The following is a 12,928-nucleotide window of genomic DNA, read 5'->3' as shown; positions in this document are numbered from 1 at the left end:
TAGCTGAAGAAAAACGCCCCAATCGCTATGATTAGGACGTTAACGCTGAAACAAACGCTATTTGATTTATCTTATGAATGGTGCTTAGGCCTTGCCCGTTGGTGTGTAGAAATAAGTCGAGCCCACCGAGTAGCTAGCGTAAGGGAAAATCCCATCTTCTTTAGCACCGTTATAGTGGATTGTTAGACGATACTGATAATTGCCCTTCTTACTAACGCGTTTGTCAGGAAGTTTCAGCATGTTTTTCTTAGCGTATAAGTATGTGGTATTGCCGCTTTTTCTCACCTTGGTGATTTTCGTTGAAGAAAGCGGCTTCTTGTTAACATTGCCTGAACTAAAGTATTCCACGTACTGGTTGGCCGTAAACATGATGGTTGGAGCTTGATGATAACTCGCGTCACTACTAAACGTTTTGCCCTTAGTCATTCTTGATAATTGATCCATTGCGGTGTACTTGGATGACTTAAAGTTATGGTTAACGCGAACAGTAATACTGGTTGCCTTCGTGACGTGTCTAAGCTGATAGGTTAAATTATCCAAAGCAACCGATACATATTGCTTGTTCCCCTTTTTAGTAAAACGAGAGACGAATACTCGCGTATTGGCAGGAATGGTTACTTTACCGACTTTCACCGTCTTTGTGATTACTTGAGGGCCACTCATAATCGGCGTTTTAGTTGCCGCATTAGCGGTGCCGACAAAGCCCGCTAATCCTAAGACTAGTCCAGCCACTGTAACGATTAAATTTTTTAATTTCATTTCGATTTACCCCCTTCAAAGTTAGTATATAGCCCCTCCATTATTTTACAAGATGACTGATTCTAAATGCTGTTCACGCAGAATATGGTTTAAATGAATTTGAAGATTTCAATACCATCCGCAACAACCAGAATCCCCCATCTAACGCGGATGCAAGAAAACCTGTCGTGCTGTAACGACTACTTGCTAGTATAATAGCATCAATGAATTAATAATAGAGATGAGGATTAGGATGTTAAAGGATAAGTTAAAGGCACAACGCAAATCATTGGGATTAACTCAGCAGCAAGCGGCTGAATTACTGAACGTCACCCGGCAAGCCATTTCAAACTGGGAAAATGGCAATAATTATCCTGACATACCAACCCTCATTAAAATCAGTGATCTCTACCAAATTTCACTGGATACGCTATTAAAGGGGGATCAAGAACTCATGACAAAATTTCAGACGGATTCGCAGGATTTACACTATTTAAGACGGATACGGTATCGGTTTGGCATTATAGGCGCTTACCTATTTGTTCACTTTGGCAATCATCCCAAATGGGGAAAAGGTAATTATATCTTTTGGCTGTTCACCATTACGTTTGCAGTATACATGAATCTCATGTTGCTCGTTTTGCAGCTTGCTATCAGCTATATCTTTGACCATGATCTGTCTATTAATTACCTTTCTGAACTGTTTATCGTTTTTATCAGCCTCGGTTTTAGCCCTATCTTCGGCTGGTGGGCACAGGATTTCTTAAAGAAGTGAATAATGAAAAAAGCGCCCAAGCAGTCACGTCTGCTTGGGCGCTTGATGTTTTCAAATATTAAATCGTTCAGCTTGGTTGTTGCCTAATGCTTAATATCTTCGCACCAAGAATTGATACAACGGATGCGTAAACGGCGTACATTGAATCGCATCAGCAAATTTACCGGTGATCATATCGTCATCTTGTTTATTTTCTAGCTTTTGAACCCAAGTTGGATCGATCAAGAGCTGCTGCCCCACTGCTGCAAATTCAGCATGCTTCAGGAGGTCTGTCACATCTTGCCGGGTTCGCACACCACCAACGCCCACTAGTGGTTTACGGCCGTCGATTCGTTCGTGCAAATAAGCAAGGATCGACTGATCCTGGTATGCCTTAGCTTGAGGAACTCGGGCAAAGTTATCCAACGAAACGTGCAGATAATCTAATGGCGTCTGCACAAGCTGGTCAACTAGGTAAAATGTATCTTCCAATATAATGCCAGGATTGGTGAACTCCTCTGGAGAAAACCGGTACCCCACCACAAATGGCCGGTCAGCGTATTGTTTCACTGCTGTGAAGACACTGTCGAGCACTTCTTTAATGAACGTATATCGGCCTGTCCGGTCACCACCGTATTTATCCGTTCGTCGATTGGATTGCGGTGAGTAGAACTGCTGGATCAGATACAGGTTCGCACCGTGAATTTCAACGCCATCAAAACCAGCTTCAATAGCGCGCCTTGTAGCGTTACCAAAGCCAGCAATGGTTTCGTGAATTTCTTCAGTGGTCATTTCACGAGGGATGCCGGTCTTTGGTGAGCCATCACTATGTTCTGCTGCTATTGCGCTGGCAGAAACGGGCTGTTTCCCGTTTAACGCTTTCGGATCACTCATCCGTCCGCCATGGAAAATTTGAACGAACGCCTTGGCTCCCTGCGCTTTTATCCCACTTGCTAGCTCAGTTAGTCCAGGTAGATCCGCGTCATGAGCAATACTCAGTTCACCTGGCCATCCCTTACCTAAATCGGTGACGTTGGCTGCTCCAGTGATCACGGCGCCAACGCCTTTAGAGCGTTCTGCATAGTAATTGATTTCGTCGGTGGTAATCGTGCCATCGTAGAAACTTTGTAACGTCGTCATGGGCGGCATCATTAAGCGATTCTTAACGGTGACGCCGGATTGAAATGTAAATGAGTCTTGATAAGTTGTCATGTTTTCCCCCTCCACAAATTAATGCCCAGTAATGACTTTCTTAACCAATTTTAAACCGCCAAATCGCGTGACAATTTTACCCTGATGGTGATGCTTATCGAGGATCAACTTAACCACGGAACCGGCACCATCCTCAACGGAACGCATAAAGCGGTTATCCATGTGGTTATTCAAGTCGGTGGTGACGCCACCTGGAACCGCACCGAAGATCTCCACTGGAATGTGCTGTGACTTGAAACTTTCACCAAACATTTTCGTCATCTGGTTTAAAGCTGATTTACTGGTACAGTAGGCAAATGGATGAAAGAATCGGTTACCAGCCGCTGGAATTGTCATGTTAACGATGCGGCCATGATGACGTTCCAAAATCGGGGTAAACGTCTTGATCAGTTCAAAGTTACCGATAACATTAACATCCAGTGTCGCTTTTAGATCCGCCGTCTTGGTAGCCAGTGGTTCGGCATCCATATCACCGGCAATACCGGCATTATTGACAAGTACCTTTATTTCGGGGTGAACCGTAGCAATTTTATCGGCTGCAGTGTGAATGGTTGCTAAGTCGTTGAGATCAATTGGCACCCATTCAACTTCTACACCTTGCGTCTGTAATTTTTTAACCGCCGCTAATCCCCGTTCTTTGTTCCGGGCACCTAACAGGATCGTCCAGCCCTTTTGTCCTAATTGCCGGGCAATTTCAAAGCCGATTCCCTTGTTAGCACCGGTGATCAATACTGTTTCTGACATTTAAAGACCTCTTTATTGAAAAATATTTTAATGTATCATCAACAAAATGGCCTGATCACCACTTGTCATTGGAAGTCAGACCATTAGATACTTTTTACGGTTTATGATAACTAAGAAAACAGTTTCTTAGTGGCTTTAGCCAATGTCTTCAAATCCTTATCATAACGTGGATTATGAACGAGTTTACTCATTGGAATGCCCGCAAAATGATAAGCCGCGATTTCACCTGAGCGAACGGCACTTTGTTCGGTGAAGACCATTTGATAAGGTTGTTCCGCAAATTCACCGGTAAATGCCAAATTAGTACTGTGATCTGGAATGACCTTTGGCCGATCAGTTTTGGCCCGGTTATTAAAGAGTGCTGAGGCATACGGCATGTAAACTGGGATGCAATTGATGATACTCTCCATGATGTCAGCCTTTTTATCCATAATATTGCCGGGACCGGGGTCAACTTTTGACAACTGACCAATAAGTTCCTCAGCCATTTCTTTACCGGTCATTTTAATGTAGGGTTTATCCACGAATTCACCGTGACGTCGAGGATACAGGAAGTAGCCCCAAATGACTGATTCGTTCGGCTTTTGAGTGGTGAAATGCGGTTGATGGTGAACCACGATGGACATGTTGACGTCATTTTGTCCGAGGTCAGTAATCGGTGTTGTTGAAAGAAATGAATTCAGCGCATTGCCAGGTACTTGCGTTGTGATTCGCGTGATTTCATTTAATAGTAGATGATTTTTAGTCGTTAGCGTGAAACTACTCCACTCACTGGCGTTTCGATCCGCAAAAAACTTATCAGGATTGCCAAGGTTATAGAAGTGTTCCGTAGCCTTTTTCCAGAGGCTTGAAGCTGCGCCGTAATCCATATTCTCAGCAGCTGGAGTGTTGAAGTCGCCCATGGTTGCTGAATCCGTGATTGAACCATTGGTGAAAATAACGGCGGTCTGTTCATCAACATCGACGGTTTCTTCTTCACCGGTCTCTGTGTTAGTCATCACTAGGCCAGTAACGGTGATTTCGTCTTGCAATGGCGTTTCCTTGAAGCGCCAGTCGGTAACTCGCCGATTCAAAACAATCTTGCAGCCCTGGTCTTTCAGATAATTGATCAGTGGCAACATGATACTTTCGTATTGATTATAGCGGGTTCGGTTAACCCCAACTAAATGTTCAATCTGCGTAAATTCATAAATCATTTGGTGCATGTAACGACGGAGTTCTTGCGCCGAGCTTTGAATCCGAAAGGCAAAGGTGGTTTCCCACATGTACCAGAAATTGGTCTGAAACATGTGCGGATCATCCTTAAAGTAGTCCGCAATGGTAACGTTATCCAACCGTTGTTCTTGGTCGTCAGGCATGAGGATCAGCTTGGTTAGTAGCGCGCGGTCCCGATTATTCAGCCCCAATTTGCCGCCATTGATAATCCCTTTGCCGCCCTGAAGCAGCCTAGCTCTATCAAAGGTGCGGTGCCGAGCGTCGAACTCCCGGGTGTCAGCGGCGGCGGTCATCCCAGTTTCCGTCCCCGAAGGAATTCGGCCTAACAGATCCATTAAATCAACGTAGGTTCGATAATTCAGCATCCGCCCACCACGAGCAATGTAGCCCTCATGATTTTCGGTGGGATGATTCTTATTCCAGTAATCGTCTTTAGCATACTTGGCCTCATCACCATCGTTTGAGCCATGGTCATCAATTGAATAAAACGTGATCTGATTGCCAGACCAGTGTGCTTCTTGAATGAGATACACGGCACTTGCCATATTGGCTAAGCCGGCGCCGATCATGATTGCCTTTGTTTTTACCATGCGAAACCCTCCTTGAGCTTTAATACTTACAAATCCATTATAAAGCGCTTCCATCAAATACTAAACCTTTCTGCAAAAGAAAAGGGATGACGCAACAATGTGCGACACCCCCAAAATATGAAATTATAATTGCAGAAAATTAAGCCTTATCTGTATCCATGAGCCAAGCTAACGCCAGTGATTTCTCGCCTAAATGAGTCCCAATAACGGGGCCGAAATAGCTGCGTTCCACGGGAATTTCTGGAAACTTATTGTTAATTTGTTTTTGCCAGTTATCCCCGCCTTCAGGGTCATTACCATCAATAATGATGGCTCGGATTGGGTAATCAGCACTTTCAATTGCTTCAGCAAAAATATCTTCTACCCGCAGTAACGCCTTTTTACGAGAGCGAACTTTTTCAAAGGCGACGATCTCGTGACTTTGGTCATCAAAAGTTAAGAGTGGCTTGATTTTTAATAAGCTGCCCACAAATCCGGAAGCATTGGATAACCGGCCGCCACGAACTAAGTTTTGTAAATCGTCAACAACAAAGACTTCGTCAATAGTTGCTCGCACGGCATTTAAACGTGAGATGATTTCATCCACGTCCTTACCAGCCGCGGCCATTTTAGACGCTTCAATAGCTAAGTAGCCCATGAGTTTCACGGTAATCTGTGAATCGTAGACCACCACGTGCGTATTGGTTAACTCATCATTGGCCTGTGCCAGCGAATTCACGAAACCGGAAATCGTACTGGCTAAGTGAATACTTATGATGGTGTCGTAGCCTTCATCACCTAACTGTTGATACAATTGAATCATTTCCCCCAGCGGTGGCTGAGAGGTACTTGGAAATGATTTTGAGGATCGCAATTTATCCCAAAATTCTTCGGTGCTGATATCCACACCTTCATTGTAGGAACGGCCGTCAATGATCACTGGGATCGGAACGACGTGAATGTGATAGCGCTCAATGTCTTCTTGGGACAAATAGCTGGTACTATCAGTGACGACAGCTATTTTCATTGTAAACACCCGTTTCTTTCTTCGATTTAAGTAACCTACTGTTTTAGTCTGGGATTAATTGTAACTAATAGCCAGCATGAAAGCAAGCACATACAAAAACGTAACGATTGCTTAAATTTTAGGTAATCGCTACGTTAGTACTACTGTTTGTTTTCCTCCAAGATACTGTCAGCGCGATCAAGGCTACGACTGAGTCGATTCAGCATGATTTTCATCATCTGCTGCTCGTCTTCCGGCCAATAATGGAAGACGGCATCGATTAGCGCGTCATAGTCAGTATTGATGTGCTTCAACGTATCCTGGCCCGTGGTTGTCAGAGCGTATTCCAACTGACGGCGATCCTTACCTACCGCGGTCTTTGAGACGAGCTCCTTTGTAGTGAGGCTTTTTAATTGGCGGCTTAACGTCGAGGTATCCAACTGCAGCGCATCTGCCATGGCATCTTGCGTGATGACTTGATTTTCAATTTGGCGCAATAGTCGCCATTCAGCAATCGTGACGTGATAATGTTTCGTAATTTTAGTGGTTTGCGTCTGCAATGATTTGGCAGCAAGACTTAAATTATCTAAGATTCCCTCCAAGGCGCACGTCCCCTTTCATGAGTATTTACTTGTATTATACATCTTTTTGGTTGAAATGCCTCTAATTTTACCCTTAAATAAGTTTCAATCTGCTTTACTAAGCCTGTGAACACCGTTATACTAGTAGCCGTGCGAAAAAACGAACGAAGGAAGTGAGACCATGTCATTTGATGGTGCATTCACCCACGCAATGGTTGGCGAGTTAAGCCAGCAACTGGTTGGCGGTCGCGTCTCAAAGATCAACCAACCGTATAATAATGAAGTCATTTTAACCATTCGAGCAAACCGCAAAAGCTTACCGTTATTACTGTCGGCCAACCCGACCTTTGCCCGAATTCAAATTACGGCTATCCCGTATGTCAATCCAGTGACGCCCACCAACTTTACCATGATGATGAGAAAATATCTGAGTGGTGCCATTTTAACTGGTGTTAGTCAAGCTGAAAATGACCGGGTAGTTCACCTAGATTTCACCAGTCGCAACGAACTGGGTGACCAAGTCACATTACGCTTGATTATCGAAATTATGGCGAGACACAGTAACGTCATTTTGATTGACCTTGCTTCTAGTACCATCCTGGATACGATCAAGCACGTTGGCTCTGACCAAAACCGTTATCGAACCCTGTTACCTGGTGGGCATTATATTAATCCACCGGCACAGGATCTCATTAATCCGTTTGAGCCGGATGCCAGTCAGGTCGTAAGCGCGCTGGTACGCGATTATCCTAACGAGGACGTGTTAGCGCAAAAGCTACGCCATACTTATCAAGGATTAGGCCAAGATACGGCGTTGGGACTCGCCAAGGCGTTACATCAACCTGGTGATCCGACTGATAATTTTAAAACCTTCTTCCAACGGTTCAATACTCCTGAGCCAGTCTTGGTGACTACTGATAAGGGTAAGACCGGTTTCAACGCTTTCCCCTATGGCCAAGAGCACGTTACCAGTAAGTCGTTTGACAGTTTAAGTGCCATGCTGGATTTTTACTATCAGGATCGCGCAGAACGTGACCGTGTACAGCAACAAGGCAGCACGCTGATTCACGTGGTTCGCAATGAGCTTAAAAAGAACCGCACGAAGTTAAAGAAATTGCAGGCTACACTTAAGTCTGCGGATGATGCCGACGAGTACCGGGTCAAAGGTGAACTTCTCACGACCTACTTGGCTCAAGTGACGCGCGGAATGACCAGTATCACCCTGCCGAATTTCTATGATGACGAAAAGCCTTTAACAATCAGCTTATCGAATCAAATCAGCCCGTCACAAAACGCTCAAAAATACTTCAAAAAGTACAATAAGTTAAAGGCGTCGGTAAGCTATGTGAATGACCAGATGGCCAAAACTAACGCTGAAATTGATTACCTTGACAATATCAGTTCACAAATTGAACTGGCCGCACCTAAAGATCTAGCCGATATTAAGGCTGAGTTGCAGCAAGGCGGTTATTTACGAGACCACGAACATAACCAGCGTAGCGGTAAGAAGAAACGGCGACAAGTTTCCAAACCGGAAATTTTTACCGCCAGTGATGGCACCAAGATTGAGGTCGGTAAGAATAACTTGCAAAACGAAAAGTTAACCTTGCATAGCGCGGCCAAAACCGATATTTGGTTGCACGTTAAAAACATGCCGGGGTCTCACGTGATTATTCACGATGCTGATCCTTCTGAGCAAACCTTGGTGGAAGCGGCGACGATTGCGGCCTACTATTCTAAGGCACGCCAGTCTAGTTCAGTTCCAGTTGACTACGTTCAGGTGAAAAAAATACGTAAACCAAACGGTACTAAACCGGGTTACGTGATTTATGAAGGTCAAAAAACCCTTTTTGTTACCCCGGATAGAGAATTCGTTGCACGATTGAGTGCGCAAGAATAACACCATTAACAAAAGCCATGATTTCAGTAATTACTGGAATCATGGCTTTTACTTATCTATTAGAAAGTTTCGAAACTAATTCTGGCACCGACTTCTTGAGTTGTCAGTCCCAATTGGTCTGGTAACTGTAACTGCTTGAATGGAAATGTTCCCCGAACCTGTGAACGACGATCTGAATAGATGTCCACCGCCCACTTCGCGATGAGGTCTTCGTCGAGTTCCCCTAACGCTTGCCGAACTAGCATCCGCACCCAGTTAATGCCCGTTACCTTGTTGAGATAGGCAATGGTTGTCAATCGAGTTGGTCGAACACCAGCAAATTGCGGCGCTTGTTTACCATTAGTTGTATATAACATTTGAACCATTCCGGTCCGTTTATGCGCACCTAAGTATTCCTTGGCATGTGCAAGGATCTTGTCCAACTGCTGGTCTGTCAGCGTTGCCGGCGTCCGCATCAGTGTGATTTGATCCAAAGTGGTTGCAATTCCCTGATCCGAACGCAAATCGCTGGCTAGAATCGGCACAATGTGATCTTCCGCAACAAATAAATCGAGACCGATATTGGCGTGGTCATTTAGCAATTCACTGCGCTTTTCTTGATCAGGCGGCAAGATTGAAATTGAGTAATCACGGCGTCGTAATTCTCGGGTCAGATAGTGCCGGTTACCTGGCACAAAGATTTTAACGGGATGCTCAATCCCAATCACGTTCATGATGTCACCTAGTTGCACGGGATCAATAATCTGTTTGTCGGACAAGGTTGCGGTTAATGAGCCAGCATTGGGATTAGTATTCATGATCACGGTTTGATAGCCAGATTTTCTCAGCTGTTTAAGCATTTCCGTCGTGAAATAATCCGCTGAAGCATTTGGCCCCAGCTGATTGCCCCCGCGACCTAATACCAGAATGGTTTTATCCGAAAGCTGCTCACTTTCATTTTCCAGCTCAAAGGTACTGTAATAAGCGGTTGGCAAGTCCTGCAGTTCACCGGCTGAGGGTTCAATGCCCTTATACGTCGGTGAAATCTGATTATTGCGACCGAGTTGGCGAACCTGATCAATATCTGTTTGCCACATTCTTGCGATCATGCCATCACCGAAACCATAATAGCGGCCTTCGTGTAATGCATCAATGGTCATCGGATGCATGCGAATGTCTTCTTCAATATCGAGAATGTGTTTAAATTTAACAAAATAAAACGGATCAATTTTAGTTAATTCGTTCAACTCGTCAACTTGATAGCCGCGGCGCAAAGCTTCCAAAAGGACCAAAATACGGTTGGATAACGGATGAATTAACTGGGAAATAATTTGCGTGTCAGTCAAATTGCTCATAGATGGCAATTCATCTTGCGGACTGAACTGAGAGGATCGTAGCGCCTTCAGAATTGCCTCCTCAGCACTTCGGCCAACACCAATCGTTGACCCCACTGATTTCATGACCGTGCCCAGATGCTGATCAGCATTGGTAACATCCTCAAATGGCCACAGCGGAATTCGGACCACCACGTGATCTAAGCTGGGTTCTAATAGCGCAGTTTGTTTAAAATGATAAATATCTGGAAGATGGACGTCGGTCAGTTTCTGATTCAAATACAAACTGGCCGCGACGTAGGCAATCGGATAGCCCGTAGCAGTGGCTGCCAAAGAGGTTCCCCGATCATTGTAAGGGGTAACTTTAGTGACGTAAAAGCTTTCGCCGTCTGCGCGTAGAGCAAAATGGGTGTGAACCACTCCTGTAAATCTGAACTGATTATTAATGGCAAAAGCGGTATCTCGGAGTGCCTCGTATTCTGCGTTACTTAAGGTCAATGTGGGTGTCACGACCATCGAGTCCCCAGAGTGAATCCCAATTGGATCGATATTTTCCAACCCAGCAACTAGTACCTGAGTCCCCATCGTGTCACGCATCGAGACTAATTCGATTTCTTTGTAACCCACAATACTTTGTTCGATGACACACTGTTTAAATCGAGACCAAGATAATCCTCGCGAAACCGCGCTGATCATATCAGCTTCAGTTTCACACAGCATCCGGTTTGTATCGATTCTTGGTGCAATTGGTTTGACGATTACCGGGTAGCCAATTTTATTGGCCACGTTGATGGCCTCATCCAGCGTCCCGACAGTTTCAGAAGCAATCACCGGCATACCAACGTTTCGCATCACATCATTCAGCCGATCCGGATTATTGATATCCATCATGGCATCAGCAGGAATCCCCAAGGTCTGCACCTCATTATCGGCCAGCACACCATTCTCCTGTAATTCTTGAATCACACTAATGGCAGTGACACCACCAACCGTAGCGAGGATGGCATCTGGATGTTCCTTTTCGATGATGCGCTGGACGTTGTCAGCGGTAACTGCTTGAATGAACATGTTTGCGGGCTGAACGTCCTCTAGAGCAGCTGAAAACGGATTATTATCAATCAACAGTGAGCGAATACCATACTTTTTTAAGGCCTGGATGATCTGAACACAAGCAGCATCCAGCTCAGTTTCATGACCAATTTCAGTAGGCCCGCCACCGATTATGAGTATTTTTTGAATTTCAGTAGCCATCTGATCACTCCCGTGTCCCCATAATTTCAATAAACTCATCAAAAATGTCAACCGAATCGTTAGGACCCGGTGCGCCATCCGGGAAAAATTGGACAGAAAACGCTGGGTAGTCCCGGTGTCGTAATCCCTGAATTGATCCATCAATCAAATCAAGATAAGTCGTTATTAACCGATCACGATTGATCGTATCGGGATCAACCACGTACTCTTCACTCTCCATCGCGTAAATAATCTCGTTCGTAATAATTTTGCGAATCGGGTGATTGGCACCCTGATGAGATAATTTGAGCTTAGTGATTTCGGATCCATTGGCTAAGGCAAAAAGTTCATGACCCAGGCCAATGGCAAATAATGGGATGCGTTCCTGAATGGTTCGAATCATGTCCAGGACACTCTCCGGCAAATCCAGGGGTGAACCGGGACCAGTTGACAGTAAAACACCATCCGGATCCAGATTGATCACGTCTTGGGCACTCGCATCCCAAGGCAGCACAGTGACGTTACAGTCGCGCTTAGACAACTGGCGTAAAATACCATGTTTCAGACCAAAATCAATGACCACCACGTTATAACCCTGATTGGGATTCGGATATGGTCGTGGCGTTGCGACTTGCGCAACTTGCTGATTGGTCAGAACAGTGGCATGTAACTGATCAAAGGCGTGATCGTCAGCGACGTCAACAATACTCCCCTTAATCGTTCCCGTCTGATTAATTTGGCGAATTAAATGTCTGGTATCAATACCACTAATACCAGGAATATTATGCTGTTTTAAAAATTGGTCCAGTGATAGTGACCGCTGGCGGTTTTTGGAAATGTCAGTGACATCGCGCACAACCATTCCCTTGGCAGTTGGCAAAATGGATTCGTATGCGTCATGAGCGATACCAATGCTACCAACAATCGGTTGAGAAAAGACAATAATCTGATTGTGGTAAATTTGGTTCGTTACGATTTCTTGATAGCCCAACATACTGGTGTTAAAGACAATCTCGCCGGTGGTGGTTGCACCCGCACCAAAGCCTTGGCCTGGGTAGATTGAACCATCTTCCAATATTAAAAAACGTTGTGCCATTTATATCATTCCAATCCTGATTACTGTACTACCGTTCAATGATTTCGACACTGTCATGACCGTCGATTTCACTGACTGATACCTTAATACGTTCCTGTTGTGAACTTGGAATGTTTTTACCGACAAAATCGGCACGAATTGGCAATTCACGGTGCCCACGGTCAACTAAGACGGCCAAATTGATTTGTTTTGGTCGGCCAAGATCCATAATGGCACTCATTGCAGCCCGAATGGTCCGTCCGGTGTACAAGACATCATCGATTAAGATCACTTTCTTGTCGGTGACTGGGAAATCAATTTTGGAAACAGTTACTTGCGGGTCCGTATCCTGACTGTCATGTTCAATATCATCACGGTATTGAGTGACGTCCAATTCACCTACTGGAACATCGGCATTCTCTAACTGTTTTAATCGGCTGGCGATTCGTTGGGCCAAGTACACACCCCGGGTTTTAATACCAAGAATCACTAAACCGTCAATGCCTTTGTTGTGTTCAATTATTTCGTAAGTAATCCGTGTCAGTGCACGCTGCATTGCCATTGCATCTACAACTACTTTTGCCATAAGTG

At 44.8% G+C, this 12,928-nt stretch carries 11 protein-coding genes; 2 read left to right on the top strand and 9 right to left on the bottom strand.

Going from position 1 to position 12,928, the window contains the following annotated elements; genetic code table 11:
* Positions 1-84: 84 nt before the first annotated feature.
* Positions 85-759 (bottom strand): CpaB family protein, encoded by a 675-nt coding sequence (locus HC026_RS02430; protein ID WP_168924391.1) that lies wholly within the window; start codon positions 757-759, stop codon positions 85-87.
* Positions 760-991: 232 nt separating this feature from the next.
* Between HC026_RS02430 and HC026_RS02425 the strand changes: the two genes are divergently transcribed.
* Complete coding sequence (locus HC026_RS02425) at positions 992-1,513, top strand: helix-turn-helix domain-containing protein (RefSeq protein ID WP_168924390.1); 522 nt, start codon at positions 992-994, stop codon at positions 1,511-1,513.
* A 90-nt stretch (positions 1,514-1,603) separates the two neighbouring features.
* On the opposite strand, the gene HC026_RS02420 is transcribed toward HC026_RS02425, so the two are convergent.
* The 5 genes from HC026_RS02420 to HC026_RS02400 all read right to left on the bottom strand — a co-directional run bounded on the left by HC026_RS02420 (position 1,604) and on the right by HC026_RS02400 (position 6,840).
* Positions 1,604-2,704: an NADH-dependent flavin oxidoreductase gene (locus HC026_RS02420; protein ID WP_168924389.1), complete on the bottom strand. Its 1,101-nt coding sequence runs from the start codon at positions 2,702-2,704 to the stop codon at positions 1,604-1,606.
* 18 nt (positions 2,705-2,722) lie between these two features.
* Complete coding sequence (locus tag HC026_RS02415; RefSeq protein WP_168924388.1) at positions 2,723-3,448, bottom strand: SDR family NAD(P)-dependent oxidoreductase; 726 nt, start codon at positions 3,446-3,448, stop codon at positions 2,723-2,725.
* A gap of 110 nt (positions 3,449-3,558) precedes the next feature.
* Positions 3,559-5,253 (bottom strand): oleate hydratase, encoded by a 1,695-nt coding sequence (locus HC026_RS02410; RefSeq protein ID WP_168924387.1) that lies wholly within the window; start codon positions 5,251-5,253, stop codon positions 3,559-3,561.
* Positions 5,254-5,392: 139 nt separating this feature from the next.
* The gene (locus tag HC026_RS02405) at positions 5,393-6,259 is read right to left on the bottom strand and encodes a DegV family protein (RefSeq protein ID WP_168924386.1); all 867 of its coding nucleotides are present in this window, start codon (positions 6,257-6,259) and stop codon (positions 5,393-5,395) included.
* A gap of 140 nt (positions 6,260-6,399) precedes the next feature.
* The gene (locus HC026_RS02400; RefSeq protein WP_168924385.1) at positions 6,400-6,840 is read right to left on the bottom strand and encodes a MarR family winged helix-turn-helix transcriptional regulator; all 441 of its coding nucleotides are present in this window, start codon (positions 6,838-6,840) and stop codon (positions 6,400-6,402) included.
* A 160-nt stretch (positions 6,841-7,000) separates the two neighbouring features.
* Between HC026_RS02400 and HC026_RS02395 the strand changes: the two genes are divergently transcribed.
* The gene (locus HC026_RS02395; protein ID WP_168924384.1) at positions 7,001-8,719 is read left to right on the top strand and encodes an NFACT RNA binding domain-containing protein; all 1,719 of its coding nucleotides are present in this window, start codon (positions 7,001-7,003) and stop codon (positions 8,717-8,719) included.
* Positions 8,720-8,778: 59 nt separating this feature from the next.
* On the opposite strand, the gene HC026_RS02390 is transcribed toward HC026_RS02395, so the two are convergent.
* The 3 genes from HC026_RS02390 to pyrR are packed head-to-tail and all read right to left on the bottom strand — an operon-like array spanning position 8,779 to position 12,923.
* A complete protein-coding gene (locus tag HC026_RS02390; protein ID WP_168924383.1) occupies positions 8,779-11,283 on the bottom strand; it encodes a carbamoyl phosphate synthase preATP-grasp domain-containing protein in 2,505 nt (834 codons plus the stop codon).
* A gap of 4 nt (positions 11,284-11,287) precedes the next feature.
* Complete coding sequence (locus HC026_RS02385; protein WP_168924382.1) at positions 11,288-12,358, bottom strand: carbamoyl phosphate synthase small subunit; 1,071 nt, start codon at positions 12,356-12,358, stop codon at positions 11,288-11,290.
* Between the two features lie 28 nt (positions 12,359-12,386).
* A complete protein-coding gene (gene pyrR / locus HC026_RS02380; protein ID WP_168924381.1) occupies positions 12,387-12,923 on the bottom strand; it encodes a bifunctional pyr operon transcriptional regulator/uracil phosphoribosyltransferase PyrR in 537 nt (178 codons plus the stop codon).
* Between the last annotated feature and the right edge of the window lie 5 nt (positions 12,924-12,928).

Origin of the sequence: Secundilactobacillus angelensis (genome assembly GCF_012641075.1) — a bacterium.
GTDB lineage: Bacteria > Bacillota > Bacilli > Lactobacillales > Lactobacillaceae > Secundilactobacillus > Secundilactobacillus angelensis.
This window is presented reverse-complemented; position numbering and strand designations above follow the sequence as displayed.

Bases quoted from the DNA above. Each gene is read 5' to 3' on its own strand.
- HC026_RS02430 (WP_168924391.1), bottom strand. From the start codon at position 759: ATGAAATTAAAAAATTTAATCGTTACAGTGGCTGGACTAGTCTTAGGA.
- HC026_RS02420 (WP_168924389.1), bottom strand. From the start codon at position 2,704: ATGACAACTTATCAAGACTCATTTACATTTCAATCCGGCGTCACCGTT.
- HC026_RS02385 (WP_168924382.1), bottom strand. From the start codon at position 12,358: ATGGCACAACGTTTTTTAATATTGGAAGATGGTTCAATCTACCCAGGC.
- HC026_RS02395 (WP_168924384.1), top strand. From the start codon at position 7,001: ATGTCATTTGATGGTGCATTCACCCACGCAATGGTTGGCGAGTTAAGC.
- pyrR (WP_168924381.1), bottom strand. From the start codon at position 12,923: ATGGCAAAAGTAGTTGTAGATGCAATGGCAATGCAGCGTGCACTGACA.
- HC026_RS02415 (WP_168924388.1), bottom strand. From the start codon at position 3,448: ATGTCAGAAACAGTATTGATCACCGGTGCTAACAAGGGAATCGGCTTT.
- HC026_RS02390 (WP_168924383.1), bottom strand. From the start codon at position 11,283: ATGGCTACTGAAATTCAAAAAATACTCATAATCGGTGGCGGGCCTACT.
- HC026_RS02425 (WP_168924390.1), top strand. From the start codon at position 992: ATGTTAAAGGATAAGTTAAAGGCACAACGCAAATCATTGGGATTAACT.
- HC026_RS02410 (WP_168924387.1), bottom strand. From the start codon at position 5,253: ATGGTAAAAACAAAGGCAATCATGATCGGCGCCGGCTTAGCCAATATG.
- HC026_RS02405 (WP_168924386.1), bottom strand. From the start codon at position 6,259: ATGAAAATAGCTGTCGTCACTGATAGTACCAGCTATTTGTCCCAAGAA.